This window comes from Cedecea sp. VD22 (assembly GCF_037150195.1).
In the GTDB taxonomy this organism is placed as follows: Bacteria; Pseudomonadota; Gammaproteobacteria; order Enterobacterales; family Enterobacteriaceae; genus Cedecea.
Genome location: NZ_JBBCPX010000001.1, coordinates 1,212,471 through 1,236,337, shown reverse-complemented (window position 1 = coordinate 1,236,337; position 23,867 = coordinate 1,212,471). Strand labels below are relative to the sequence as shown.

Annotated in this window: 48 protein-coding genes; 32 read left to right on the top strand and 16 right to left on the bottom strand. The window is 51.6% G+C overall.

Features of this window, described 5'->3' with window-relative positions; genetic code table 11:
* Positions 1-14 precede the first annotated feature (14 nt).
* Entirely contained in the window at positions 15-230 is a 216-nt protein-coding gene (locus tag WFK85_RS05985; RefSeq protein WP_166991684.1) for a phage holin, read from the bottom strand.
* A gap of 244 nt (positions 231-474) precedes the next feature.
* Here WFK85_RS05985 and WFK85_RS05980 point away from each other — a divergent pair, with 244 nt between their 5' ends.
* Positions 475-651, top strand: coding sequence for a hypothetical protein (locus WFK85_RS05980; RefSeq protein ID WP_166991681.1), 177 nt, complete (start codon positions 475-477; stop codon positions 649-651).
* Positions 652-880: 229 nt separating this feature from the next.
* Here WFK85_RS05980 and WFK85_RS05975 read toward each other — a convergent pair whose 3' ends face one another.
* The 13 genes from WFK85_RS05975 to WFK85_RS05915 form a co-directional block, all read right to left on the bottom strand.
* Positions 881-1,498 (bottom strand): hypothetical protein, encoded by a 618-nt coding sequence (locus WFK85_RS05975; RefSeq protein WP_336707635.1) that lies wholly within the window; start codon positions 1,496-1,498, stop codon positions 881-883.
* A gap of 154 nt (positions 1,499-1,652) precedes the next feature.
* Entirely contained in the window at positions 1,653-1,775 is a 123-nt protein-coding gene (locus WFK85_RS05970) for a hypothetical protein (protein WP_286130853.1), read from the bottom strand.
* Positions 1,776-1,816: 41 nt separating this feature from the next.
* Positions 1,817-2,188 carry a RusA family crossover junction endodeoxyribonuclease gene (locus WFK85_RS05965; protein WP_336707634.1) on the bottom strand — a complete coding sequence of 124 codons (372 nt, stop codon included), beginning with the start codon at positions 2,186-2,188 and terminating at the stop codon, positions 1,817-1,819.
* Complete coding sequence (locus WFK85_RS05960; RefSeq protein ID WP_126356130.1) at positions 2,185-2,475, bottom strand: DUF1364 domain-containing protein; 291 nt, start codon at positions 2,473-2,475, stop codon at positions 2,185-2,187. The genes WFK85_RS05965 and WFK85_RS05960 overlap by 4 nt, the downstream gene beginning before the upstream one ends.
* Positions 2,468-2,812 carry a hypothetical protein gene (locus tag WFK85_RS05955; RefSeq protein ID WP_336707633.1) on the bottom strand — a complete coding sequence of 115 codons (345 nt, stop codon included), beginning with the start codon at positions 2,810-2,812 and terminating at the stop codon, positions 2,468-2,470. Before WFK85_RS05955 ends, WFK85_RS05960 begins: the two co-directional genes overlap by 8 nt.
* A gap of 128 nt (positions 2,813-2,940) precedes the next feature.
* A complete protein-coding gene (locus tag WFK85_RS05950) occupies positions 2,941-3,303 on the bottom strand; it encodes a phage protein NinX family protein (protein WP_336707632.1) in 363 nt (120 codons plus the stop codon).
* 202 nt (positions 3,304-3,505) lie between these two features.
* Complete coding sequence (locus tag WFK85_RS05945; protein ID WP_336707631.1) at positions 3,506-3,913, bottom strand: recombination protein NinB; 408 nt, start codon at positions 3,911-3,913, stop codon at positions 3,506-3,508.
* 93 nt (positions 3,914-4,006) lie between these two features.
* Positions 4,007-4,393, bottom strand: coding sequence for a hypothetical protein (locus tag WFK85_RS05940; RefSeq protein ID WP_336707630.1), 387 nt, complete (start codon positions 4,391-4,393; stop codon positions 4,007-4,009).
* A complete protein-coding gene (locus WFK85_RS05935) occupies positions 4,390-4,983 on the bottom strand; it encodes a DUF6475 domain-containing protein (RefSeq protein WP_166991656.1) in 594 nt (197 codons plus the stop codon). Before WFK85_RS05935 ends, WFK85_RS05940 begins: the two co-directional genes overlap by 4 nt.
* Positions 4,983-5,918, bottom strand: a complete 936-nt coding sequence (locus WFK85_RS05930) for a replication protein (RefSeq protein WP_336707629.1) — start codon at positions 5,916-5,918, stop codon at positions 4,983-4,985. The genes WFK85_RS05935 and WFK85_RS05930 overlap by 1 nt, the downstream gene beginning before the upstream one ends.
* Positions 5,915-6,748 (bottom strand): ParB/RepB/Spo0J family partition protein, encoded by an 834-nt coding sequence (locus tag WFK85_RS05925; protein ID WP_336707628.1) that lies wholly within the window; start codon positions 6,746-6,748, stop codon positions 5,915-5,917. Before WFK85_RS05925 ends, WFK85_RS05930 begins: the two co-directional genes overlap by 4 nt.
* Before the next feature lie 24 nt (positions 6,749-6,772).
* The gene (locus WFK85_RS05920) at positions 6,773-7,069 is read right to left on the bottom strand and encodes a CII family transcriptional regulator (RefSeq protein ID WP_336707627.1); all 297 of its coding nucleotides are present in this window, start codon (positions 7,067-7,069) and stop codon (positions 6,773-6,775) included.
* A 110-nt stretch (positions 7,070-7,179) separates the two neighbouring features.
* Positions 7,180-7,404: a transcriptional regulator gene (locus tag WFK85_RS05915; RefSeq protein WP_336707626.1), complete on the bottom strand. Its 225-nt coding sequence runs from the start codon at positions 7,402-7,404 to the stop codon at positions 7,180-7,182.
* Positions 7,405-7,514: 110 nt separating this feature from the next.
* Between WFK85_RS05915 and WFK85_RS05910 the strand changes: the two genes are divergently transcribed.
* Genes WFK85_RS05910 through WFK85_RS05900 form a run of 3 tightly spaced genes read left to right on the top strand, consistent with a single transcriptional unit; the run spans position 7,515 to position 8,947 of the window.
* On the top strand, positions 7,515-8,201 hold the full coding sequence (locus WFK85_RS05910) for an XRE family transcriptional regulator (RefSeq protein ID WP_336707625.1): 687 nt from the start codon (positions 7,515-7,517) through the stop codon (positions 8,199-8,201).
* Between the two features lie 34 nt (positions 8,202-8,235).
* A complete protein-coding gene (locus tag WFK85_RS05905) occupies positions 8,236-8,631 on the top strand; it encodes a hypothetical protein (RefSeq protein ID WP_336707624.1) in 396 nt (131 codons plus the stop codon).
* Complete coding sequence (locus WFK85_RS05900) at positions 8,621-8,947, top strand: hypothetical protein (RefSeq protein WP_336707623.1); 327 nt, start codon at positions 8,621-8,623, stop codon at positions 8,945-8,947. Before WFK85_RS05905 ends, WFK85_RS05900 begins: the two co-directional genes overlap by 11 nt.
* A gap of 128 nt (positions 8,948-9,075) precedes the next feature.
* Here the strand turns inward: WFK85_RS05900 and WFK85_RS05895 are convergent, their stop codons facing one another.
* Complete coding sequence (locus WFK85_RS05895) at positions 9,076-9,303, bottom strand: hypothetical protein (protein ID WP_166991636.1); 228 nt, start codon at positions 9,301-9,303, stop codon at positions 9,076-9,078.
* A gap of 460 nt (positions 9,304-9,763) precedes the next feature.
* Here WFK85_RS05895 and WFK85_RS05890 point away from each other — a divergent pair, with 460 nt between their 5' ends.
* The 24 genes from WFK85_RS05890 to WFK85_RS05775 all read left to right on the top strand — a co-directional run bounded on the left by WFK85_RS05890 (position 9,764) and on the right by WFK85_RS05775 (position 18,558).
* Positions 9,764-10,015, top strand: a complete 252-nt coding sequence (locus tag WFK85_RS05890; RefSeq protein ID WP_336707622.1) for a transcriptional antitermination N peptide — start codon at positions 9,764-9,766, stop codon at positions 10,013-10,015.
* 7 nt (positions 10,016-10,022) lie between these two features.
* Positions 10,023-10,259: a hypothetical protein gene (locus tag WFK85_RS05885; RefSeq protein WP_336707621.1), complete on the top strand. Its 237-nt coding sequence runs from the start codon at positions 10,023-10,025 to the stop codon at positions 10,257-10,259.
* 56 nt (positions 10,260-10,315) lie between these two features.
* Complete coding sequence (locus WFK85_RS05880) at positions 10,316-10,585, top strand: hypothetical protein (protein ID WP_336707620.1); 270 nt, start codon at positions 10,316-10,318, stop codon at positions 10,583-10,585.
* A gap of 15 nt (positions 10,586-10,600) precedes the next feature.
* Positions 10,601-10,735 carry a hypothetical protein gene (locus tag WFK85_RS05875; RefSeq protein WP_336707619.1) on the top strand — a complete coding sequence of 45 codons (135 nt, stop codon included), beginning with the start codon at positions 10,601-10,603 and terminating at the stop codon, positions 10,733-10,735.
* A gap of 96 nt (positions 10,736-10,831) precedes the next feature.
* Positions 10,832-11,017 (top strand): hypothetical protein, encoded by a 186-nt coding sequence (locus WFK85_RS05870; RefSeq protein WP_336707618.1) that lies wholly within the window; start codon positions 10,832-10,834, stop codon positions 11,015-11,017.
* 75 nt (positions 11,018-11,092) lie between these two features.
* Positions 11,093-11,224 carry a hypothetical protein gene (locus tag WFK85_RS05865; RefSeq protein WP_336707617.1) on the top strand — a complete coding sequence of 44 codons (132 nt, stop codon included), beginning with the start codon at positions 11,093-11,095 and terminating at the stop codon, positions 11,222-11,224.
* The gene (kil, locus tag WFK85_RS05860) at positions 11,209-11,367 is read left to right on the top strand and encodes a host cell division inhibitory peptide Kil (protein WP_336707616.1); all 159 of its coding nucleotides are present in this window, start codon (positions 11,209-11,211) and stop codon (positions 11,365-11,367) included. Before WFK85_RS05865 ends, kil begins: the two co-directional genes overlap by 16 nt.
* Before the next feature lie 96 nt (positions 11,368-11,463).
* A complete protein-coding gene (locus WFK85_RS05855; RefSeq protein ID WP_336707615.1) occupies positions 11,464-11,772 on the top strand; it encodes a hypothetical protein in 309 nt (102 codons plus the stop codon).
* On the top strand, positions 11,769-12,674 hold the full coding sequence (locus tag WFK85_RS05850) for a recombinase RecT (protein WP_336707665.1): 906 nt from the start codon (positions 11,769-11,771) through the stop codon (positions 12,672-12,674). The genes WFK85_RS05855 and WFK85_RS05850 overlap by 4 nt, the downstream gene beginning before the upstream one ends.
* Entirely contained in the window at positions 12,658-13,140 is a 483-nt protein-coding gene (locus WFK85_RS05845) for a siphovirus Gp157 family protein (RefSeq protein ID WP_336707614.1), read from the top strand. Before WFK85_RS05850 ends, WFK85_RS05845 begins: the two co-directional genes overlap by 17 nt.
* Positions 13,112-13,330, top strand: coding sequence for a DUF1317 family protein (locus tag WFK85_RS05840; RefSeq protein ID WP_336707613.1), 219 nt, complete (start codon positions 13,112-13,114; stop codon positions 13,328-13,330). The genes WFK85_RS05845 and WFK85_RS05840 overlap by 29 nt, the downstream gene beginning before the upstream one ends.
* Before the next feature lie 16 nt (positions 13,331-13,346).
* Positions 13,347-13,514, top strand: a complete 168-nt coding sequence (locus tag WFK85_RS05835; protein ID WP_336707612.1) for a DUF2737 family protein — start codon at positions 13,347-13,349, stop codon at positions 13,512-13,514.
* Positions 13,511-13,885 carry a hypothetical protein gene (locus tag WFK85_RS05830; protein WP_336707611.1) on the top strand — a complete coding sequence of 125 codons (375 nt, stop codon included), beginning with the start codon at positions 13,511-13,513 and terminating at the stop codon, positions 13,883-13,885. Before WFK85_RS05835 ends, WFK85_RS05830 begins: the two co-directional genes overlap by 4 nt.
* A complete protein-coding gene (locus WFK85_RS05825) occupies positions 13,882-14,076 on the top strand; it encodes a hypothetical protein (protein ID WP_336707610.1) in 195 nt (64 codons plus the stop codon). Before WFK85_RS05830 ends, WFK85_RS05825 begins: the two co-directional genes overlap by 4 nt.
* Positions 14,066-14,569, top strand: a complete 504-nt coding sequence (locus tag WFK85_RS05820; protein WP_336707609.1) for a class I SAM-dependent methyltransferase — start codon at positions 14,066-14,068, stop codon at positions 14,567-14,569. The genes WFK85_RS05825 and WFK85_RS05820 overlap by 11 nt, the downstream gene beginning before the upstream one ends.
* On the top strand, positions 14,562-14,939 hold the full coding sequence (locus WFK85_RS05815) for a hypothetical protein (protein WP_336707608.1): 378 nt from the start codon (positions 14,562-14,564) through the stop codon (positions 14,937-14,939). The genes WFK85_RS05820 and WFK85_RS05815 overlap by 8 nt, the downstream gene beginning before the upstream one ends.
* On the top strand, positions 14,940-15,173 hold the full coding sequence (locus tag WFK85_RS05810) for a hypothetical protein (protein WP_336707607.1): 234 nt from the start codon (positions 14,940-14,942) through the stop codon (positions 15,171-15,173). It begins immediately after the preceding gene.
* Positions 15,170-15,589, top strand: a complete 420-nt coding sequence (locus WFK85_RS05805; protein WP_336707606.1) for a hypothetical protein — start codon at positions 15,170-15,172, stop codon at positions 15,587-15,589. The genes WFK85_RS05810 and WFK85_RS05805 overlap by 4 nt, the downstream gene beginning before the upstream one ends.
* Complete coding sequence (locus WFK85_RS05800; RefSeq protein ID WP_336707605.1) at positions 15,589-16,002, top strand: Insecticidal toxin complex protein tccz; 414 nt, start codon at positions 15,589-15,591, stop codon at positions 16,000-16,002. Before WFK85_RS05805 ends, WFK85_RS05800 begins: the two co-directional genes overlap by 1 nt.
* Positions 15,995-16,249 carry a DNA polymerase III subunit theta gene (locus tag WFK85_RS05795; RefSeq protein WP_336707604.1) on the top strand — a complete coding sequence of 85 codons (255 nt, stop codon included), beginning with the start codon at positions 15,995-15,997 and terminating at the stop codon, positions 16,247-16,249. Before WFK85_RS05800 ends, WFK85_RS05795 begins: the two co-directional genes overlap by 8 nt.
* Positions 16,250-16,345: 96 nt before the next feature.
* Positions 16,346-16,585 carry a DNA polymerase V gene (locus tag WFK85_RS05790; RefSeq protein ID WP_336707603.1) on the top strand — a complete coding sequence of 80 codons (240 nt, stop codon included), beginning with the start codon at positions 16,346-16,348 and terminating at the stop codon, positions 16,583-16,585.
* Positions 16,585-16,902, top strand: a complete 318-nt coding sequence (locus tag WFK85_RS05785; RefSeq protein WP_336707602.1) for a hypothetical protein — start codon at positions 16,585-16,587, stop codon at positions 16,900-16,902. The genes WFK85_RS05790 and WFK85_RS05785 overlap by 1 nt, the downstream gene beginning before the upstream one ends.
* Before the next feature lie 77 nt (positions 16,903-16,979).
* Positions 16,980-17,237 carry an excisionase family protein gene (locus tag WFK85_RS05780; RefSeq protein WP_336707601.1) on the top strand — a complete coding sequence of 86 codons (258 nt, stop codon included), beginning with the start codon at positions 16,980-16,982 and terminating at the stop codon, positions 17,235-17,237.
* A 34-nt stretch (positions 17,238-17,271) separates the two neighbouring features.
* Entirely contained in the window at positions 17,272-18,558 is a 1,287-nt protein-coding gene (locus tag WFK85_RS05775) for a site-specific integrase (protein ID WP_336707600.1), read from the top strand.
* Positions 18,559-18,593: 35 nt separating this feature from the next.
* Here WFK85_RS05775 and fliE read toward each other — a convergent pair whose 3' ends face one another.
* Positions 18,594-18,911 carry a flagellar hook-basal body complex protein FliE gene (gene fliE / locus WFK85_RS05770; RefSeq protein ID WP_008458146.1) on the bottom strand — a complete coding sequence of 106 codons (318 nt, stop codon included), beginning with the start codon at positions 18,909-18,911 and terminating at the stop codon, positions 18,594-18,596.
* Between the two features lie 229 nt (positions 18,912-19,140).
* On the opposite strand from fliE, the gene fliF reads away from it, so the two are divergent.
* Genes fliF through fliI form a run of 4 tightly spaced genes read left to right on the top strand, consistent with a single transcriptional unit; the run spans position 19,141 to position 23,867 of the window.
* Entirely contained in the window at positions 19,141-20,832 is a 1,692-nt protein-coding gene (gene fliF, locus WFK85_RS05765; protein WP_336707598.1) for a flagellar basal-body MS-ring/collar protein FliF, read from the top strand.
* Positions 20,829-21,821: a flagellar motor switch protein FliG gene (gene fliG, locus WFK85_RS05760; RefSeq protein ID WP_008458144.1), complete on the top strand. Its 993-nt coding sequence runs from the start codon at positions 20,829-20,831 to the stop codon at positions 21,819-21,821. Before fliF ends, fliG begins: the two co-directional genes overlap by 4 nt.
* Positions 21,814-22,509 carry a flagellar assembly protein FliH gene (gene fliH / locus WFK85_RS05755; RefSeq protein WP_008458143.1) on the top strand — a complete coding sequence of 232 codons (696 nt, stop codon included), beginning with the start codon at positions 21,814-21,816 and terminating at the stop codon, positions 22,507-22,509. The genes fliG and fliH overlap by 8 nt, the downstream gene beginning before the upstream one ends.
* Positions 22,509-23,867, top strand: a complete 1,359-nt coding sequence (fliI, locus tag WFK85_RS05750; RefSeq protein ID WP_166991508.1) for a flagellar protein export ATPase FliI — start codon at positions 22,509-22,511, stop codon at positions 23,865-23,867. The genes fliH and fliI overlap by 1 nt, the downstream gene beginning before the upstream one ends.

Below are 23,867 nucleotides of genomic sequence, written 5' to 3'. Positions count from 1 at the left end.
TGCTGGATTCATGCTTATTCGCCTCGCGCAGCTTTGCGCCTGTCTTCTTTGATTTTGAAATAGAGACTGGTTAACCAGGTAAGAAGCCCAAAGAACAAGCTGCCTATTACGCCTATGGCCGCCCACTGCTCCGGGGAATGGCTATCCAGTAGCCTGTTAAACCAAAAGACAGCACCTCCTCCTGAAGTACCGTAGGCAATGCCAGTTGATAGTTTGTCCATGCGATACATCTCTCACCTCCCGCTTACGGGCTGTGCTGTGTGTTATTGAAGGGAAAAGTGAATGCGCATTGCGCTTAGTGTTTTTGGTTTGCGCTCACCCCGTTACCGCTATGCGCTACAGAGGGATGAGGGTTGCTCCGGGATTTGGGATGAACGCAAAACAAAAAGCTACCGATTTTGGGAGGTTTTTATTAAACAACTTTGTTAATAACATCCCGAGTTGGATTTAAAACTGAATGAAAAGGAATGTCTTATGGGCAAGGTTATGTATGTTTTAGCCGCATTGTTTGGCTTGGCCGCTGCTTTAATGTGGTTTCTGTCAACAAGCACAAAAATCCCTGTGTTAGTTGATAGCGAAAATCATTGGGCAGCTGGACTTACTGTGGCAGCAGCAGCATGTGGAGTAATAGGTCTTTTTTCTAAAAAATAAAAACAAAAAGCCACCGGCGTTAACCAGTGGCTTTTAATGATTGGTGATGGCTAAAGTTGCGTTTTGGCTGTCGCCACACAATTCAGCTTTTGGGCTTTTGATGTCCCAGATTCATGAGCGTTGTCATCTTGCTATTCATCACCTCGCTCTTTCGCTATTGCTCCCGAGCATACCTGAAAATATACACTTTCATTTCGCGATTGCAACCCTTTTAGGAAAATATCCCTATTTAAGCTGCTATTTGTGAAAACTCATTCTCCAATTCACGTTTCAATGCATAAAACATTTCTGCATCCAGGATGTTTAAGCACCACACGACTCGCCGACGAGCAGCCTGAACATCCAGGCCTGTGTGGTAGTTAATTAGCCTGGCAATGTCTTGCGGGCATTTGCGCTCGCAGTATTGTTTAATGGCTACATCGCGAACCGGGCTATCACGGTTAATGGTTTTGCAGAGCACCCTTTCCACGAAAGCGGCATCATCTAATTCTTTGGCGAGAGCGATGATGTTGCTTATCGAGGATTGAGGTATTACCAGGTCGCGAGCCCTGCGGTACAGCTCCTCCCCGCGCAGTCCTTCTTCATCATGTAGCATGGTTACCACCCTGCAAATCTGGTCTGACTTATCCTGGCTCCACTGACTCCGAATCATCAGCCTTCCGATCACGTTTACTGCTCCAGCCGGAGAATCATCACCGCGATTAACCCGTCCCCATACCGCCAGCATGTAGTGAACCCATGCCTGTTGCTTTTTGGTGATGGTCTTCTTGGTGTACTTCCAGGTTCTGCGGAGGTGGGATTCGTCGGTGATGGATGGAAGGTGATAAATAGCGTCTACTCGTCTCATGCTCTGCCCTTATCGGCCTTAGCCATATATCTGTCTGCCTGAATCAACGCATTGCATTCCCGCGCCAGAAGAGAGCGGCGCTTAAATCGGAATGGTGGGAATGCTGAGTGCTGGGAGATGATGTTTATTGCTTCGCGGTTGTGAGCTGGTCGTATCATGCGACCTCCGGGTCAGGCTTGTTATCACCCAGCCGATTAATCACCTCACGACGCATAGACTCCAGACGCTGGCGGGTTTCATCGCTGCACTTCAACGCTTCGTCTAAAGTCTGAAGCATCTCTCTGTCTTTCTGTCTCTGTTGAGCCAGAGCTATGTTGGTTACGCTGCACATGCTGCCTCCAGTTCTGTGATGGTTATCTCCACACATCCACCCTTCACTTTTTCTGCACGAATCACGCGAATGTCATCGAATTGCTCGTCGTCCTCTGCAAAGCCTGCATGGACTAGAGAATCGAGTAATGACTTCAAAATGTTGTCGAGGTCTCTACGCCGGGAGTCTGGCACTGCGGCGATGACTTTTATGCGGAGTCGGGATTTTGTGAGGATGTCGAGATTGAGAGATTTGATTTGCTGATGTACATCTTTGCGGTATTGCTGGCCTTTCTTGCTGATGTAGTACCTGCTGCCTTGTCGTCGCCAGTATGTGTTTACGCTGGGCGGCCACGGTAGCTTAAGATGATAGTTATTCATGCTTTCAATTTACCCTCCGATATCAGTGCCGCCTGGGTGCGTATAATGCCCTCCAGATGCAACGTGTGAGCATATTCAGCATCAACGGTACGGTTGCGTCGGTCTATTGCATCATGGCAAGCAGAGCAGCACCAAGCGCCGAAAAGGTCATCCGCTTTCATGCCTACACCGGTTAAGCCAGCCATCCGTAGGTGAGCAAGAATTACCGTTTCGCTGTTGCCATTACAGACGCCGGGGATGCGAACCATGCATTCACGGCCACGCGCTTCTTTGCGGAGATTAGCCATTTGTTAGCTCCTTTTGTTCGCATTTGCATACGCAGCATTCAAGGTGGTAAGGAAACAAGTTATCCAGCTCTACGAACCAACTTCTGCAATCTGGACAATACAAAGCCTCCCACGGAACGCCGTATTCGGTTATCCATTCGAGAACCTGTTTTGTCATGGGGATGGGTGGAATTGCGGTAATGTCGTAGCTTTTGAGGGATAGCTCTTTCTGAGCCAAATCATAAAGATGCTGCACTGATGATAGCCTCTGCCGCGTTACTACCAGCTCGCGCCTCAGATTGTAGTTAGCTTCAATTAACTCGTTAATCCTCCTTCCGGGATGGGTGATGACTGTCATTTCCGCCCTCCATACTTAGATTCTTGTCGCACTCATCGCACACATGAACTTCGTCATCAGCAAGCACCCTTGCACAACCAGCACATAGGCCTGCTGCTGTGTTGCTGTTGCGTTCGCATGATGTGGTTTCAGATGGGGTTAGCATTGGAAGAGTCCTGCATCATGAGGAAGACAATCATTGCGTTTCTTAGCAAGCTGTCGCCGTAAACATATGGCCTCCCGCCTGGAGCATCAGAGCCCCACTTTCCGCGATGATGGCCTTCGCCTATGAAATAAATCCCGATGCCGTTCTTCTCGATAATCGGTCCGGCATCAGCCCATGAGTTGCAATAGTCAGGCAGTGGGTAAGTTTGAATGCCATTAGAACCGTATAGCCAGCCGCCAGTTTTGTTATCTGGATGCGATGGTGTTACGTGCCACGTTCCATTCATAACGATATCTGCCACTGCCTTATTGATTTCAAAATCACTCATCTGTGAATAGTCGGTCATGCTTAGCTCCATATCTTGTTTTGGAATTGATGGCTAACTCTAGGCTCTGTCCTTCCCTCAGGCAGCAAGGCGAGCACAACCCAATACCTGGGGTCTGCGCTGAGTGTCTTTTCGGCTTGAACGTTGCGGAGGGTGTAACGGTGGATTAGTTGGTCTGCTTCTTCGGTGGTGAGGTCGTGGTGTCTAAACCATGATTTCTGCATCAGTATCGCCCTTCGGTAAACCTCACTCCCTGACCGACCGCCCAGGCTGTCGTGTACTCAATCAGGCTAGCCATGCGCTTGATGCTCATTTCCGCGCTGCTTTCCCGAATGTTCACGTATTCGCCCTCAATGCCTGGCAGCACCTCAGCCTCCTGCTTTGTCGCTACGGCGTGGCCGCTGATGAGCAATACCTTCCATTGCTCAGGCTTCAGCTTCTTGCCGCACCACTGAACCTGCGCGGCGATATCACCCAGCATTGCGTGAAACTTGGCATTTTGGTCGAGGTTGCGTTTGTAGTCGGAAATGCGGATTGTTACGGGTCGGTCTTTGTCGGTCTGTAGGGACTGGATGATGTTTATTGCGTTCTGTCTGATCCGTTCGTCACGAATCATTAGCGTTTGCTTCATCCCATTCTCCTTTAACGGTTATCCCTGCTGCACAAATAAAAAAGGCTGCGATGATGGTCAGCAGCCCGAATGCTATCTCTGAGATGTAAGAGGTCACGCTCTCACTCCTTCAAGCATCTTGTTAATCTGATATCCGCTCCAGTTCTGGCGGCACTCGTCAAATATCGTGTTGCCGGCTGTCGATTTGACGAACTTCAGCCTGCACACGCTTCCGCACTTGTCGGAGGTTTTGTATGGCCCGCGACCGTATTTAGCCGGGTGCGTGGCGTCAGGCGCTACCGTGTAGAGGTAATTGCTGCGGTCTCCGGTGCGGAGAATCTTGCCGGTCTGCCACAGCTTAGAGAACACCGACGAGACAGCTTTAGGCTCCATACCCAGCAACCTGGCCACACTATGCAGTCGGCACTGCGGGTTATTTTTGATAGCCATCCATACGCGATATGGCAGAGTGGTTTCTGGCTGGGATGATTGGATGATCATGCGGCCCCCTTATTTTCAATCAGGAACATACCATTGCGGATTTGCTTCGCCTTGCTCTTATCGCCCAGCAGGAATGGCTGTGGCGCTTCCTGAAAACCAGAGCGGATATTTTGAGCATCGTCCATTCCGATAAGAATCGACTCGCATTTGCTCACACCGGTAAGTAGGTATGCCCGGTAGCGTTTTTCAAATTCTTTGGCGCGGTAAGGTGTCTCTTCTTCGCTCATGCCAGCAAATTCAATCCAGCCACCCATATCGGAAATAATTGCGTGGATTATCGGGTCATCGAAAACAACGCTATTCCTGCGTCCGTAGCTACATACAGCCTTGTAACATTTCGTCCAGGCAAGAAGTGATCGCCCATCTTTGTTGCCCTCGATGTGGCGCAGCAGGTCGGCGGGTTTAGGGAAGAATTGCCCGTTGTCAGTATCTCGGGTATGGCCCTGAAACGCCCTGCTGACATCCTCAACTGGGTAGGGCTTGAGTGCATTCCAATAAATCCCGATCATGACTTCGGATATCTCTTTGCCGTATATCTCGCCGATAGCCGCCATCGACTGAGCGAACTTAGGCTTCTCAGTTTCGTTCATCAGAATGGTGCTCCTGTGTCGGATGAGCCAGCCCAGCGCTGGAGGTTGTCCAGGTTTCTGGCGGTCGTTGCGGTGTACTGCCCTGAGGCAATTGCGCGGGCGTGGTGGTTGTCTGCCAGGTCTCTCAGCTTCTCAACCTGTGCAGCATCTCTCAGCAGTGTGTCTATGCCATCATAGACTTTGTTTGAAGGGTTTTTGCCCATTAGCCAGGTGTCGCACTTGGCGCCGGTAATTGCTTTGCAGAGCTCCTCAACAGTGAACCCTTGCTCAAGCCTCGACTTAATCCGCTTGCGTCGCTTATCATCAAGCTTCGCAGTTGGATGGTTATGCTCAGACTGCCAGTGAGAAAACACCGCTCTAACAGGATCGGTTTGCTCAGCGGTTTGTTTGGACTGCTCATCAGATTGGGAATGCTCAATTTCACCGCTCACGTCCCCCGTGGGGACTATAGGGGTAATATTGTCTTTCTTGTCTTTTGTAATAGTGTCTTTTGTGTGTCCCTGTTTTGGTGACAACCCTGTCACTGTTTTGGTGACACTTTTTGTCACCATTTTGGTGACAGTGACACCATCCTGGTGACACTCCGGTATTTCCCACTCTGAGAGGTTTTTGTTTGGCCCAATTGCCAGTCCATCTTTTATCAGAACTTTCATGGCGATAAGCTCGTTTTTAGCCTTGTTAACCTTCTGCCTTGGCAGCCTCGTTAACTGGCCTATCTGGCTATCAGCAATACGATCCGTTTTCTTGTTGAAGCCGTAAGTTTTCCGGCAAACTGCAAAGGCTACCTTGGCCTGATTTCGAGTCAGGTTAGCCCCTATAAGCTCTTCCAGTAGCTCGTTTGCCAGACGGGTGTAGCCATCGTCTGTGTCTGCCACTCTGCGCTCCTGTTGCCCCGGTTCGGGGCCCGGGAATCTGATTAACTCCGCTGTATTCATGAATCCTCCCATCCGCTTTCTCTCATCAATTGCTTCTGCTCCGCCAGGATGGATGCGATCTCATTTTCTGCGCTGCTGTCGATGTACATAATCGGATTGCCATTTTCAGCTTCACCTAACTGAGCGTCGGCCAATAATTCAGCCAGGCGACGAGCCTTGCTGGCGCTAAGTTGTGGCAATGCAGCATTCCTGGTCAGCTTCTTCTTGCCGGCCGCTTTAGCTTCGGTCATCTTCTCGGCGGCTATCGTTGATGCCTGAGGGCCATGCTCACGCGACAAAGCAACGGCGGTAGTTGCCGATACCTCGCCGGAGCGGACCATCTCGATCAGGGTGTCGCCGCAGGTGAGCAGCTGCAGGTGATGCTCTACATCTGCAACAGAGCGCTTAACTTTCCGGGCTATCTCGGACGCCTCCCATCCCTGATTACTCAGGCGCTGATAGGCCGCTGCGCGTTCCAGTGGGGTTAATGGTTTCCCTTGGCTGCTGGTCACCATAAATGCAATGCGATCTGCATCGGAGCCGACGAAGTCCTTACACTCAAGGCGCGGGATTTCGTGGCCAGCCTCGGTTGCCAGTAAAGCGCCGTGATAACGGTGGTGGCCGTCGATGATTTTCACGCCCTGCTCAGTTACCTGGACAGCCAGCGGCGGTACGTATTCACCTTCAATAAATGCGTCGCGGAATTCTTCAGCGTGAACCTGGTCGATTTCACGGACGTTAAATCCGGGCTCAACGTAGATTTCATTCAGCGGAACGAGGAAGGTCTTCTTAACAGTGGTGCCGGTGCCGTTTTTGTCTTTCGACTTGTAATGCAGTGAGAGAGAACTCATAATTACTCCTGTATGTTGATCCAGTTAAAAATCCATACGAATTTGAGAGCCATCACCTGTTCCAGCAGTTGGTGGCTTTTTCTTTGTGAGCAGAACTGCAACCTGATTGGCTAAACGCGCCATATCATCGTCAACCACTCCCCACTCCAGCACCGCAAGAAGCATTGAAAGCTTCGGCAGCCAGGTTTCTTTCCAGCGCGATATCTGCGAACGGTCAACGCCGATGGCAGATGCGATTTCAGAGCTACCCTTTATTGCGATTTTGTTAAGCAGCGCGGATTCAATTTTCCGCGCTTGAGTGCGTGTTTGTGCGTGTTCCATGCGTAATAATTCCCATGGTTAATGAGTTACGTGACGAAGCCGTAGCATCGTCAGTTAAATTGGTTCCCTGGTGTTCCGAGGGAGGGCAGGATGTTAAAGAGCGGTGTTGCTTATGCTGCTTTTTCTGGGTTAGGGAAAAGCGTTGGTAAATCTGGTCGAATCTCGTATGCCTTGATTTGTCCGCCAGTAGCGGCAACGATTGCTGATACTTTTTCAGGAGAAACCATGCCGCCTTTTAGCCATTTATGAACGGCGGGCTGACTAACACCGCATTCATCAGCTAAACGCTTTTGGCTACCCACAATCTTCAAGGCTCGCTGAATAACTATATTCATGAGTTTGCCTCTTATGGTTATTGGATAAGTTTAAAGATAACTCAGGTTATGATTAATGTCCATAACTATTGTTATTTGATAATGCATAACCGTGGTTATAGATTGAATTTATGAAAACATTCTCTGATCGTTTAAATGCTGCAATGCAGCTTGCTGGAGTTTCTCAGGGGCAGGTCGCTGAAGCTGTTGGGATATCCCAGCCAGCAGTTCAGAAGATGGTCTCGGGGAAAACTTTGGCTAGCAAAAAAGCAGTTCAAATAGCCGCGTTCTTGGGGGTTCGCCCGGAATGGCTGGCTTCCGGTGTAGGTGAGATGAGAGGGGACGGTGATCAGCCGTTGGTGTATTCACCATTGCATGATCATGATTCCTTTCGCGTGGAGGTTCTCGACTTGACCGTTAGCGCTGGGCCAGGAGCCTACATGCTTTCAGAGGCTGTAGAGGTGCTGAACGCTATCGAGTTCACAAACGAGCACGCAAAGCTTCTATTCGGCAACCGTCACGCAAAAGACATCAAGGTGATGACCGTTAATGGCGATAGCATGTACCCGACTATCACGTCCGGCGATCGGCTTTTCTTTGATGTGTCGGTGCGAGAGTTCAAGACTGATGGCATTTACGCCTTTGTGTACGGCAAGACGTTCCATGTGAAACGCCTGCAGATGCAGGGCTTGCAGCTGGCTGTCCTTTCAGACAACCCGAACCTTGAGAAGTGGTACATCAGCGAAGAGACTCAGGATCAGTTCTATGTGATGGGTAAGGCGCTGCTGCAAGAGTCGATTCAGTACAACAAGCTCTAGCCCCACAGCCTGACGAGACGTTTGGATAATTAATATGACAAAAGAACGCATTGCCTATGTGATGCCTATCAATACAGACGATCCAGACCATGCTGCTCCTTTGCTGGTTTATGATGTCGATGAGTTGCCAATCACAGAAGATCTACACTTTACTGTTTTTATGCTAGGCCTTACAGAAGGTGAACCTTACTGGCTAGCCGCACAGATAATCTATGATGGCAAGCCAATTCATAAGGAAGCTGGGGTGTGGGTAAGAGCAAAACTCAAGTTCGGAAACCCTGATGATGTAGCTGCATCTATAAATATGCACTTTGAGCGTTGTGTGTTTGATAAGCAAGGAAACTACCTAATCAAAGTTTCCCTTATGAAGGATGATAAGGTGCTACATGAAAATGGTGCATATTTCAGGATAAGCTTGAATGAACGATAAGGTGCAAGAGATATCACTTCATACAAGATACTCATACAAGGGTAGTAACGCTGTTGACTTATCCACTGAAGGAGATCATTCTCCTATGCATGGCGGAGGAAATGGCGGAGGCGATGACATGCTTCAGAGAGTTAAAGATCTCGAAAAAGACGTTCAGCAAATGAAAACTGACATTGCTGTCATGCGCTCAAATTATGCCACAAAATCAGACATAAGCGACGCCAAGACATCAATCATCATCTGGGTTGTTGGGGCGGTTATTTTCTCACAGTTAATTCCGGCAATACCAAAAATACTGCAAGTCTTCCTTCCATAACCCGGCCACCGAGCCGGGTTTTTGTTGACATAAATCAATCCACTAACTTGCAATATCCCACCTATAGACTAGGATTACTCTGGGATTGACACATATCTCTGTTAGTTGAATTTCTACCATTATGCTCCTTACCGCCCTCCTCTGTGGGCGGTTTTTTTATACCCAACACCCATCACTATTTGCTCAGCATCCAGATAAATAAGCTTATCTGGTAGAACCTTGCAATCCCTGCGGTACTCACCAAGTTTTTTGGCAATGCTTTTATTTGTCACCCTTTCACTAGCAGCTGATAAGTCCATCACAGCCCTGCCGATAGAAAGCATCATTTGCTTCGCTCGCTCTTCGTTAAGCTCCATTTCGACATCTCCGTGATTATTTCGCAAGCAAACCACCCTACCACACCCCCACTGAGATGGCATTTACAAAAATAAATTACCTTTGTTACCATGAAATTATAACTTAAATTATGATTATTATAAATTAAGTTATTGACCATCCACATAACCTAAGTTATCTTTTAGCCATCAGCAGGACGCTGAACACGAACAAGGAACTGAGTTCGGGCTCTTTAAAAACTTAATCCCTGTGAATACACAGGCCAGAACATGAGTGTTTTGGGGTGTGGTGAATCCGTAGGTCGATACGGTAAGCGTGAGTGTGACGGGGTTCCTAGGCCCGGTGTAGCAAACGTGACGGTAAAGACGATCTGGTGAAGTCATCCTTAAAGTGGAAATAGGCGAGTTCGATTCTCGCTACCGATGGTTGAATTCTCGGCTCAACCCACCACACCACCAAAGCACTTAACTGGAGATAACCATGAACAGAAATCAACGCCGCATGGCTGCCTATAACGCCAGTAAAGCAGCGCAGAAGATTGAGACAGCAAACTATACGGCAAAGATATCGAAAGCGTTCTCAAAGCTTTCTGGTGAGGCTACAGGCCGGGTAGCAAAGGCATTGTCTGTAGGTATGCCGAGAGATGCAAAAGACGAAGGCTCTTGCTGCCTTCCAGAGATATCGCTCTATCGGGCGGGGCATAGAAAGACATTAACGGTAACGGCGAGGTAACTTTTCTATGGTAACTGGAAAATTGATAGTAGTCCGTATCAATAGCACTGGCAGTCAATACGCATATCCAGAGAGTAAATACAGCGAATTGCCAACTGTTTCGATCGATAACGGAGAGCCTGGGCACACCAATTTTGGGCGGCATGAACTTGTGCACATGGAAAAGTTCGGTAGCGCAAAGAGAATTGGAACGGCAACGCTGGCGCTAAACATAACCTACGATGAAAATCAAACAGATATCTGAACAGGTCGCTAACTAAGCGGCCTTTTTTATTACATACGGTTTAACAGAGGTGAGAGATGAGCATTGAGCAGATGAAATTAGTTTGCGCTGGAGCAAAGGCAGCAGGCTTGACACTGAGTGGCGATAACTTTATTGGCTACAAGTTTTTAGATGGTGATAGCGAATCGCGAGAAGCGGCTAATCAGTTACTCGCATCATTCTTCCCCGCTGAGCTTCTGAATGATGACGAAGATGAGTACGCATCCAGGGTTAAATTTCTGGGTTCAATTCGTGATGAAGACTACAGCCACTCCCGTTGGGGTGAAGCTGGCGCGGCGCACAACTAAATAGAGGGTGAGGATATGCAATGTTCAAGTTGCGGCGGAACGGTTATCTGGAAGGGTCCATTCTCGAACCTGACGCACACCGAGTGCCAAAGTTGCGGTGCTATCAACAACCAAATTCCTGATGACCATATCGAAGAAGAAGACGAGTAACATCCGCATCAGCTTTCACTGAGAGCTGATTCTGATTCACCCTCGTTGTCATTGTTTGCCCGCCAAGTGCGGGCTTATTTTTAACTGGAGAAAAGTATGGAAGACCAGAGGGATGTGATTTTACTTCTTTCATCAAGACCAGGCGGGATTAGCGCCATCGATGCTCTCGATAACGGCATCTCACTATCGGTTATGAATCAGATGTTTGATGAGGGGCTGCTTAGTATTGATATACCGATATCGAAAAACCCTATATTCAGAATTATCAAAGAAGCCGCCTAAGTGCGGCTTTTTTATTCGCGTTTATTCATGAGCGCAGTCGCTGATTAATGAACACAACTAAACAGGAGCACCTCGATGAAATTAGCCATCGCGGGTGGTTTCGCCGTGGGCGCTTACCACCCAACTGAATCCGAACTATCCCGTCGCTTTAAGCAAATCATCAAAGCAGCACGTAAGCAACTGGAGGCCTTATGCAACAGCATCTGAGCATCAACCACAACAAACTCAAAGCAGCGCAGAGCAAGGCAGTTATCGCTCGCTATCTCGGTGACAGCCAGATGTGGCAACAGGCCTGCGAAGCGATGAAGTCTGCAATCAATCATCCGTGGTATCGGAGGGGAAATGACTAACAAATCCCCTCGCGATATGACAGACGCACAATTCGCCAGGCTGCTTAAAGACCTCGGCGTACCGGTGAAAATTCCTGAGCCAGTGAAGGAGGAATCATGAGACTGAAATATGCAGAGTTAAAAGAAATACAGGCCATCATCGCCGGGCTCAGCGAGCGCGACAAAGAGCGCATTTCCGAAGAGGTTGAACGGCTGGCCAAAGGCGCTGACCCGATAACCACCATTCTCCGCAATTTCAAGCCTGACGAGCACACAGCAGACGCCGTTGAGTATCTCGAAGGTGATGATGTGGATTATCAGGAAAAGTCCTCTGAATGGTTCTGGGATGCATTAACGGCGCGAGTAACAGCTGAGTATGCCTTCGGTATCTTTAAGGCGAAACACGAACACAGGGAAGCCGCATAATGAACATCGTCGAATTCGTAAAGCAACAGGAGCCTCTTTTCTGCGGAGCGCTGACTGACCAGGCGGTGACATGGGCCAAGGAAAGTCAGTTCGCGATGCAGTTATTCCAGCGGAATGACTACCTGACCAAAACAGCAATGGCTAACCCTGTCAGCGCACAGAACGCGATCATTAACGTAGCGGCCATTGGAATCACTCTTAACCCGGCCAGCAAGCTTGCTTATCTGGTTCCTCGTGACGGCATGGTTTGTCTTGATATTAGCTACATGGGGCTTCTTCACCTTGCCCAATCCGCCGGCTCTATCAAGTGGGGACAGTGCAAACTGGTTTACTCCAATGACACCTACGAATTGAACGGACTCGACACCGCCCCGACGCATAAATACAACTCATTCGGCGAGCGCGGGACTGTAGTCGGTGGCTACTGCACAGTGAAAACCCCTGATGGCGACTATCTCACCGAAGAAATGAGCCTTGCAGAAATAAAAGCTACGGAAGCAACAAGCAAGGCAAAAAATGGCCCCTGGAAAAACTTCTGGGAAGAGATGGCGCGAAAGACCATCGTCAAGAGAGCAAGCAAGTACTGGCCTCGCGCTGAACGTCTGGATAACGCAATTCACGTTATCAACGAGGAGGAAGGCATTCATCAGGAACCGGTGATGCCGCACACGCCAGAAAGCGAGGTTGTTCTTACTGAGCAGCAGCGCCAGCAGGAGGTTTTCGACAAAGTGCAGACCCTCTGTGACGACATGGAAAAAGCAGATGGCATGGACTCGCTTAAGCGCCTGTTCCAGACAGCTTACAAAATGACAGCCGGGATGAAGCTTCAGCAAAACGTCCAGGCTATCTACGCAGAATGCAAAGCTAAATTAGAGGCCGTTACCGATGACCAAACTGTATGAAGTAGCCAATCAGTACGCGCAGTTGCTGGATGCCGACTTAGAGCCAGAGATGATCGCCGACACCATCGAGGGATTGGATGGCGAATTCACTGATAAGGTTGAGCAACTGCTGGCAATGTGCAAAAACGAATCATCCTATGCCGACGCCCTCAAGGATGAGGCCAATAAGCTTTCAGAACGAGCAAGAGCCACCGAAAACAAGGTGGCCAGCATCAAGGAATACATCGCGGCATCCTTGGAAACAATCGGCAAGAAATCCATCAAGGCTGGCATTCACCAAGTTACTGTTCGAGCGCCATCTAAATGCGTTGAGATTATCGATGCTGGGTTAATTCCCGCCGAGTTCGTCGAGTACGAAACCACAATCAAGCCTGACAAGCTCGCTATCAAGCATCAGATTGAGGCTGGCATTGATATCCCTGGCGCTGCCATAAAGCTTGGCAAGTCATCCCTCATCATTAAGTGAGGGTAATTTGAAAGGCATCTACGACCCCATAACCGTAGGCCGCGTCACCCTTCCCTATCTCTACAAACGACGCGGCTGGATTACCCCAGATAACCGAATCGAAACCAACCCATTCAAAGCCCAATTAATCGCAGAGAAAGAAAACGAGAGGCTAAAGCTACTGGCCGCCTCGCTTGGTCTTTGCGCCTGATAATCAGGAGTTAACCATGTTTAGCCATCAATTCAATCCCGACATTACGCCGGGAGATATCGTTGCTCGTCCTAAATTCAAGCAGTCACCAATGCCAACCAAAGCAGAGCTATTAGCTCGCTGCAGCTTTCCCAGTGTGAACCAAAACAAGTATCTGACCCGGATGATAAGGAGCGGGAAATGATTGCTCGTTACGTACCAGGCGCCTACGGCGGACAAATGCTTAAGCACGAAGACGGCACATACGTTCGTCAAGAAGACTACACCGAACTCCAGCGCCAGTTAACCGCCTACGAAGCCACGGTGACGAACCTGACGGCGCAGGTGCAGGGGCTGGCAGCGGAGAATGCGGACTTAAAGCACCCGGGAACATACCTGCCATCCAAACGAGAAACCCCAATCACCGACGCCGTGCTGGCAGAGATACTCGCCCAGGGTGTTGATCTGGCTATTGAGCACCTTACCAAGAAGTTTGAAGGCACCGGAGGTGTTGGCGTTCCGGTCATGGCGCTTGAGCATCTGGCATCTGAACTGCGCAAGGAGCAAGGCAAATGAGTAAGGTAACCCGCAAATTAGTTGCAGCATCAATGCTGAGTAGCCTTGAAAACTATCTGTTTGAAATCCTTGATTCTGTTGAAAACCAAGTTGGAAAGCTAACGCCTGAGGATGCTTACTCAATCAACGCATGGGTCAGGGGTGAGATTGAAAAGGCTGCTGAGAATCTGGAGGACAGCGATGAGCAATAACACCGAAGCGCTGCCGTCGATTCTCGACATGTGCTGCGGCAGCCGCATGTTCTGGCTCGATAAGCAGGACGAACGCGCCGTATTTAGCGACATTCGCGCAGAGCAACACACGCTGTGCGACGGTCGCAAACTGGTTATCAGCCCGGATGTGATTGCCGACTTCCGCGCGCTGCCGTTCGCCGACAGCTCTTTCTCGGTTGTCGTGTTCGATCCACCACATCTTGAGCGTGTCGGGGATAACGCCTGGATGGGTAAAAAGTACGGTCGCCTGAACAAAGACACATGGCGCGATGACCTGCGCGCCGGTTTCAGCGAAGCATTCCGGGTACTGCGGCCACACGGCGTTTTGATTTTCAAATGGAACGAAACGCAGGTTCCGGTTAGCCAGATAATAGCTCTCACGAGCGAGAAGCCGGCCATCTGGCAGCGCACCGGCAAAGCCGACAAAACCCACTGGATTATTTTTGTTAAAGCTGAGGCCAGCAATGACTAAACAACTCGAAGCGCTGAAGCCAGGGAAATACGCAATCCGCTATTTCGATAATTGGGACGGCGAAGGTGATACATACCACACGATAGCAAATCTCGAAGACGATGGGCGCTGGTTGCACGATGAAACAGGGAGGGAGCTTCTTGATTGTCGCGGCGATGAAATTTTAAACGTGTGGCCGCTGGATGACGGTCACGAAACGCTGGCGCTGATAGCGGCGCTGGAGCAGGCGCAGCAGCCGCAGGTAAGCCCGTTAGCGGTGAAGCTGCCAACGCAAGAGAAATACGACGATCCGCTATCGGCTCACGAAGCCATAAAAGATTGTGCAGAAGCAATCCGCGCCGCTGGCGGCACCGCGGATGAGGCGGAGTAGATGGCAGAAGTTATCAAAATGGAGTGCGTCAGCTCCGCAGAGCCAGAATGGTTTACTGTTGGCAATGTTTACGACAGCGAGAAGCGCGGACCGGATACCTGCATCTGCGGCGACGACCTTGTGTCAGACCTCAACAAAGAGGACTGGTACGAAATGAGCCAGCGCGCCGATGGCCTGTGGTTTCTAATCGGCATCAAACAGGCGGTTCTTTTCCGTCAGCAGGAGGCTTTATGAATAACCTGAGCCAGCGCTTAGCGGCGCTTATGCAAGATGACTCAGTGCCAATGTCAGATGACTGGGGAAAGCTATTTAACGACCTGAAACAGGCCGATTGCGACCTAGACGAGCTACTTGCATTGCGGGAAGCGGGGAAAGAGCCCGTTGGGTTCCGCTGGCGACATGAGTCCCACCATCACGATAACGCCTGGTCATATGTTACCCATCGAACGATGCCGGACGCATTCGAGAGCCAGCAGGTAGTACAGTATCTCTACGCAGCGCCGCAGCTGCCTGCTGTGCCAGAGGGCTGGGTGATGGTGCCAACGGAGGCGACGAGCGCAATGCTTAACGCGGCGTGGATATCCCACGGAATTCATCACCCGAGCGCATGGCGAACGATGATAGGCGCAGCACCAAAGCCGGAGGCGTGATGTATAATCCCTTTCATAACAATGGAGGGGATATGAATATCAGGACAGCAGTTTTTATTGCAGCTCTTCTTCCGCTGCAAGCGTTAGCGGATAAAGGGGATTTTTCTATTAAAATCGGCGAAAAAACCGAAGTCATCCCATCATCATGCGTGGAAACCTTGTCATATCAGCCCAAGGACGAGTTTGATTCAGAAAGTATTATTTTTTCTTTGACTAGCTCCTGTGGAAAACGCTTATCTCAGATAACAAGGCAGGGCATCGGTAAAACCTCAACGTTTTCATACAGGGGAAATGTGCTGTCTTCAGCGCTCATTGTGTCGGTTTTAAGTAGCAACTTTAGAATTTCAACGAAAGAAGCCCCAAAGGTGGTTCTTATGCAACTGCTAAATGACTATGGTGTTACGCATGAGTGAGTGGAACCTAGCCGCCAAACCGCAGGAAGATCGCGACAAAATTAACGTCGATATGGCGGCGTCAGGCGTTGCTTACAAAGAGCGCATGAACATGCCAGTAATCGCAGAGCAGGTAGCTCGAGAGCAGCCAGAGCATTTGCGGCCATACTTCTCTGAGCGACTGGCGCACTACCGGCAGATAAGTGTCACTCTGCCGAAGCCGAGCGACCCGCGCTACATAGAGATGGCAGAAGCCAACAATAAATAGACCCGCATAACGCGGGTTTTTCTTTGCCTGTTGATCATTTTTCGCCCTCAATTATACTGTGTATGCATACAGTATTTTTTTTGAGAGGGTAGTATCATGCCGCGTTACGATGACATCAGAATGGCTTTTTACAATGCAATCAGGATTGCGGCTAACGGAAAGCGAACGGTGACAACGGAGGAGTTTGTCGCAGAGCTGGAGAAGCTCAACTGGAAGTGGGATTTGAAGCAGGCTAACGAGTGGATAGAGATGTCGGTGAGCACGTTCAAGGACATCTCCACCGTAGAGGGCGACGCCAGAACATTCATGGTATACAACCCGAATGGAGGCCTGTAATGGGATTCCCCTCGCCCGCTGCTGATTACGTCGCCTCCAGACTCACGGTAGATGTGCTCATTAACTTTGACGCTAACTGCCGGCTGGCTGAAACCACTGATGGCTACGCAGTCATTAGCGTCTCGCGTCGCCCCGTCCAGGGTGACCATGTACTCATCGAATTCTGCGGAAAGATGGAGTTTGCCAGGCTGATGGGCTCAGCGCTCATCACGCAAGACGGTGAAGCCATTGAAGGCGAAGCCCTCAACGATGTTAACGTCCATGGGGTCGTGACGCACTGGATAAACAGAGCGTCTGATGAGCCAGAGATAGTCTGATAACGACCCGCTACGGCGGGTTTATTTTTATGCGAATAACGCCGGCCACTGAGCCGGTTTTTTATTGGGAGGAAGTTATGAGTGAAGTGATTCAACTGGTGCCTAATAAGTGGGTAACCGAAGAGAAGTTGATGCAGATTACAGGCCTGCGAGAAGGGACGATCAAGCGAGCACGAAAGACCTCATGGATGCAGGGAAGGCAATATCTTCATGTCTCACCGGAGGGAGAGCCTAAGCCAACCAGCGAGTGCATGTATAACCTGGCAGAGATCAACGTATGGATTGAGCGTCAGGCAGCAAATCAGCCTGGTGCCGTCACACGCAAAAAGGCTTAACCTACACATCCTTTTCAACCACCAAGGAACAGTAATGACTAAAGTCAGCTATCCGCCAGGCGTAGAAAACCATGGAGGTTTTTTGCGCGTATGGTTTATGTACAAAGGGTCGCGAGTCAGGGAGAAACTAAGCATCCCAGACACACCAAAAAACAGGAAGTCTGCAGGTGAACTAAGGGCGTCGGTGTGTTTTGCAATTAAGACCGGCTCATTCAACTACTCAGCACAGTTCCCCGATTCGATTAACCTCTCAAAGTTCGGAGAGGATAGGAGCGACATCACAATAGGCGAACTGTGTGAAAAATGGCTATCTCTTAAGGAAATAGACATCTGCAACAACACAATGGGTCGCTATAAGTCAGCAGCCAGAAACACTCTTCCACTGATCGGGGAATCTACCCTCCTGTCATCCATTAACCAGGAGAGGATGATGTCCCTGAGGAAGTCTCTTCTTACTGGTATGCAGAACCCAAAGCGCGGACATAAGTCCATAGTTCAGGGCCGCTCAGTTGCTACGGTAAATTTCTACATGGGAGTTATCTACGGGATGTTAGGCTTCGCTAAAGCCAATGGCTACATCAGCGAAAATCCCATGGATGGGATGTCTCCGCTTCGCCGTTCAAAGGTAGAGCCAGACCCGCTTACTCGTGATGAATTTGTTCGACTAATTGGAGCGTGTTCAAATCGCCAGGTTAAAAACTTCTGGTCCCTGGCCGTGTATACCGGCTTGAGGCATGGTGAGATGTGTGGCATTGCATGGGAAGATATCGACCTGAAGGCCGGCACGTTGACAGTCAGAAGGAATCATACTCTGACCAAGGAATTCACCCCGCCAAAAACAGACGCTGGAACAGACAGGGTTATCATATTGATTGATGCTGCTCTGGAAGTTTTGCGCGATCAAGCCGAGCTGACGAGATTAGGAAAGCAGCATGAGATTGATGTGGTCTTGAGGGAGTATAAAAAGAAGGAAGTCCACAAATGCACGTTTGTGTTTAACCCATCTTTACACGCTAAGAATGGACGATCTGGTTATCACTATGCAGTCGGTTCAGTAAACCAAAGCTGGGAAGCTGCAATGCGCAGGGCTGGTCTGAGATACCGAAAGGCATATCAATCCAGGCACACATACGCATGCTGGTCACTTACTTCCGGGGCAAACCCGAACTTCATCGCATCTCAAATGGGGCACGCCAATGCCCAGATGGTTTATCAAGTTTACGGGAAGTGGATGACTGATAATGACCGTGAGCAGCTTGCCATTCTGAACCAGAAACTATCGTCATTTGCCCCATCCATGCCCCACGCAAAAGTGGTTTGATTAAATTATTCATTAAAATCAAATAGCTTAATCAACTAAACCTGCATGTTCATCACTTCCTGGTAAGCTGCAACCAGCTTGTTGCGCACCTGAATGCCCATCGCCAGTGAAACGGAAGATTTCTGCAAATCCACCATGACATCGTTCAGCGCCACGCCTGGCGTGCCGAGAGCAAATTTTTCCGCCTGGGCACGCGCGGTGTTGGAGGTTTCGCTTATCCGTCCCAAAGCGGCCTGCAGCTCGCCGGCAAAACTTACCGTTGGCGCGGAGGCAGCCGAAGCTGCGGGATTGGTCGCCGACAGCGCGGTCGCCTGAAGTTGTTGCAGTACGCCTTCGATACCCTGAATAGCCATTTTTACGCCCCATGTGTATTAAGCCGAGGAAGATTACCACCTTGTCAATAGGATAAAGGCGTTAAATAGACGTAAAAAATAGAGCTAATTCAGCCATCGAAAATTCCTGAAACGAAAATAATGACACTGCCATCCATATGGAACTTTTGTCGTGTTTGTCGACCCGGGAGTCAGTCTTGTTCACTCATTACTCTAAAAATTCTGTCAACGCTAAGCCGCGAGGTGTGGAATGACCACTGCTGCTCAGGCGCAAACGCCGCAAAACAAGACTCTTGAGTGGTTGAATCGCCTTCGTGCTAATCCCAGAATCCCGCTGATAGTGGGCGGTGCCGCCGCCGTTGCCGTGCTGGTGGCCCTGGTGCTTTGGGCAAAATCTCCCGATTACCGCGTGCTGTACAGCAACCTCGCCGATCAGGACGGAGGCGCGATTGTTACCCAGCTTCAACAAATGAATATTCCCTACCGCTTCTCAGACAACGGTAGCGCCATCATGGTCCCGGCAGACAACGTCTACGATCTGCGTCTGCGCCTGGCTCAGCAGGGCCTGCCTAAAGGCGGTGCCGTCGGCTTCGAGCTTCTGGATCAGGAAAAGTTTGGTATCAGTCAGTTTAGCGAGCAGGTGAACTACCAGCGGGCGCTGGAAGGCGAACTGGCCCGCACCATTGAAACGCTTGGCCCGGTGAAGAATGCCCGCGTGCATCTCGCCATGCCAAAACCATCCCTGTTTGTTCGTGAACAAAAGTCCCCTTCTGCTTCCGTTACCCTTAGCCTCGAACCTGGCCGCGCGCTGGATGAAGGGCAAATTAATGCCGTGGTGCATATGGTTTCCAGCGCCGTGGCTGGTTTACCGCCGGGTAACGTCACGCTGGTCGATCAGGGTGGCCATTTGCTGACGCAGTCCAACAACGCAGGCCGTGACCTTAACGACGCCCAGCTCAAGTACGCGACTGACGTAGAGAGCCGCTACCAGCGCCGCATTGAATCTATCCTTGGCCCGATTGTCGGCAACGGCAACGTACATGCTCAGGTCACCGCGCAGATCGATTTTGCCAACAAAGAACAAACCGAAGAGCAGTATCACCCTAATAGCGATCCGGCCCAGACCGCGGTCCGCTCTCGCCAGTTGAACCAGACCTCTCAGGTTAACGGTCAGTTCCCGGGCGGCGTGCCGGGCGCGCTTTCCAACCAGCCGGCGCCAGCGAACACGGCACCGATTTCGACGCCGCCGCAGAACAACCAGGCTAACCAGCAGGCCAACAACGGCCAGCAGAACCAGACCAGCACCACCGGTCAGAACGGCAGCAGCAACACTTCGCGTGACGAAACCACCAACTATGAAGTGGACCGCACCATCCGTCACACCAAGCTGAACGTGGGGGATATTCAGCGTCTTTCCGTGGCCGTGGTAGTGAACTACCGCCAGCTTGCCGACGGGAAACCTTTACCGCTCACCGCCGACCAGATGAAGCAGATCGAGAACCTGACCCGTGAAGCGATGGGCTATTCCGAATCCCGCGGCGATACCCTGAACGTGGTCAACTCTCAGTTCACCGCCACCGAAGACGACAGCGGCAGCAGCCTGCCATTCTGGAAGTCTCCGGCCTTCTTCGACGTGCTGCTCTCAGCGGGTCGCTGGCTGATTGTGCTGATTGTCGCCTGGCTTATATGGCGGAAAGCGATTCGTCCTCAGCTCACCCGCCGCGCGGAAATTCTGAAAGCCACTAACGAAGCGAAGCAGAGCGCTAAAGCCGAAGAAGAAGCCGTGGCCGTTACGCTAAGCCGCGACGAGCAACAGCAGCAGCGTAAAGCTAACCAGCGCCTGAGCGCCGAAGTCATGAGTCAGCGTATTCGTGATATGTCCGACAACGATCCTCGCGTAGTTGCGCTGGTGATCCGCCAATGGATGAGTACTGAAATATGAGTATTACCGGAACAGAAAAGAGCGCCATCCTGCTGATGACCATTGGCGAAGACCGCGCCGCTGAGGTGTTCAAGCACCTCAGCCCGCGTGAAGTACAGCATTTAAGTGCGGCGATGGCTAACACCCATCAAATTTCAAACAAACTGCTGACCGAAGTGTTGGCCGAGTTTGAACAAGAAGCCGAACAGTTCGCCGCACTGAGCATCAATGCCAACGACTATCTGCGTACCGTATTGATCAAAGCGCTGGGCGAAGAGCGTGCCTCCAGCCTGCTGGAAGATATTCTCGAAACCCGCGATACCACCAGCGGCATCGAAACGCTCAACTTTATGGAGCCGCAGAGCGCCGCCGATCTTATTCGCGACGAACACCCGCAGATCATCGCCACCATCCTGGTTCACCTCAAGCGTGGCCAGGCGGCGGACATTCTGGCGCTGTTCGACGAACGCCTGCGCAACGACGTGATGCTGCGTATCGCCACCTTTGGCGGCGTTCAGCCGGCCGCGCTGGCAGAACTGACCGAAGTGCTGAACAACCTGCTCGACGGCCAGAACCTCAAGCGCAGCAAAATGGGCGGCGTGAGAACGGCAGCGGAAATTATCAACCTGATGAAAACCCAGCAGGAAGAAGCCGTTATTACCGCCGTGCGCGACTTCGACGGCGAACTGGCGCAGAAAATCATCGACGAGATGTTCCTGTTCGAAAACCTCGTGGCCGTGGACGACCGCAGCATTCAGCGTCTTCTGCAGGAAGTGGAGTCCGAATCTCTGCTTATCGCCCTCAAAGGTGCAGAACAGGCGCTGCGCGAGAAGTTCCTGCGCAACATGTCCCAGCGTGCTGCCGACATCCTGCGCGACGACCTTGCCAACCGTGGCCCGGTACGTCTGTCGCAGGTGGAAAACGAACAGAAAGCTATCCTGCTTATCGTGCGTCGCCTGGCGGAAACCGGCGAGATGGTGATCGGCACCAGCGAGGATACCTATGTCTAATACGCTGCCATGGAAACTCTGGACGCCTGAAAACCTCGCCTTCCCTACGCCGGTGTTCGAAGAGATTGTGATGCCGGAAGCGACGGCCGAGCAGGAAGAGCCGGAAAGTGAGCCGGACCTCCAGCAAACGCTGGCGATGATGCAGGCCCAGGCCCGAGAACAGGGCCACAGCGCGGGCTTTGCCGCCGGGCACGATCAGGGCGTGGAAGAAGGCCGTAAAGCGGGCTTCCAGCAAGGCCTTGAGCAAGGCATCAATGAAGCCCGTCAGCAGCAGGCACCGGTTCACGCCCGGATGCAGCAGCTGGTGAGCGAATTCCAGTACACGCTGGATGCGCTGGACAGCGTGATTGCTTCCCGCCTGATGCAAATGGCGCTGGAAGCCGCGCGGCAGGTCATTGGCCAGACGCCTGCCGTAGATAACAACGCGCTGATCAAACAGATTCAGGGCCTGCTGATGCAGGAACCGCTGTTCAGCGGTAAGCCGCAGCTGCGCGTACACCCGGATGACTTACAGCGGGTGGAAGAGATGCTGGGTGCCACGCTAAGCCTGCACGGCTGGCGTTTGCGCGGCGACCCAAGCCTGCACCAGGGCGGCTGCAAAGTCTCCGCCGATGAAGGCGACCTTGACGCCAGCGTGGCCACTCGCTGGCAAGAGCTGTGCCGTCTGGCCGCGCCAGGAGTGCTCTGATGACCGCGCGCCTGACCCGCTGGCTGAACACGCTCGACAATTTTGAAGCGCGGATGGTCGAACTGCCGTCCGTTCGCCGCTACGGCCGCCTGACCCGCGCCACCGGCCTGGTCCTGGAGGCAACTGGCCTGCAGCTGGCGCTGGGCGCGACCTGCATCATTGAACAGCACGATCGCGAAGTCGAATGTGAAGTCGTGGGCTTCAACGGTCACAAACTGTTTCTGATGCCGCTGGAAGAAGTGGAAGGCATTTTGCCTGGCGCCCGGGTTTATGCCCGCTCGGCGACGGCGGAAGGCCTGCACAGCGGTAAAAAACTGCCGCTCGGCCCCGCCCTGCTCGGCCGCGTGCTCGACGGCAGCGGCCGCCCGCTCGACGGACTGCCTTCGCCGGATTCCGACCTGATTGGCGCGCTGGGTGCAGCCCCGTTTAACCCGCTCCAGCGTACCGCGATTGAACATGTTCTTGACGTTGGCGTTCGTCCGATTAATGCCCTGCTGACGGTAGGTCGCGGGCAGCGTATGGGCCTGTTTGCCGGTTCAGGCGTGGGGAAAAGCGTCCTGCTCGGCATGATGGCGCGTTATACCCAGGCTGACGTGATCGTCGTGGGCCTGATTGGCGAGCGTGGCCGCGAAGTAAAAGACTTTATCGAGAACATTCTCGGTGCCGAAGGCCGGGCGCGTTCCGTTGTGATTGCCGCCCCGGCGGACGTTTCTCCGCTGCTGCGTATGCAGGGTGCCGCCTATGCGACAAGAATCGCCGAAGACTTCCGCGATCGCGGCCAGCACGTCCTGCTGATCATGGATTCACTGACACGTTACGCCATGGCCCAGCGTGAAATCGCCCTCGCCATTGGCGAACCTCCGGCGACCAAAGGCTATCCGCCTTCGGTCTTTGCCAAGCTCCCGGCGCTGGTTGAACGTGCGGGGAACGGCATACACGGCGGCGGCTCTATTACCGCGTTTTATACCGTACTCACCGAAGGCGACGATCAGCAGGACCCGATCGCCGACTCCGCGCGAGCCATTCTTGACGGCCACATTGTGCTGTCGCGCCGCCTGGCAGAAGCGGGCCACTATCCGGCCATCGACATCGAAGCTTCTATCAGCCGTGCCATGACATCGTTGATTACCGAGCAGCATTACGCCCGGGTACGTCGTTTCAAACAGTTGTTATCCAGCTTCCAGCGCAACCGTGATTTGGTGAGCGTGGGGGCTTACGCCAAAGGCAGCGATCCTATGCTCGATAAGGCCATTGAACTGTGGCCGCATCTTGAAGCCTTCCTGCAACAAGGCATTTTTGAACGCGCAAACTGGGAAGAAGCCAGCCTCGCACTGGAGACGCTTTTCCCCACGGTTTGA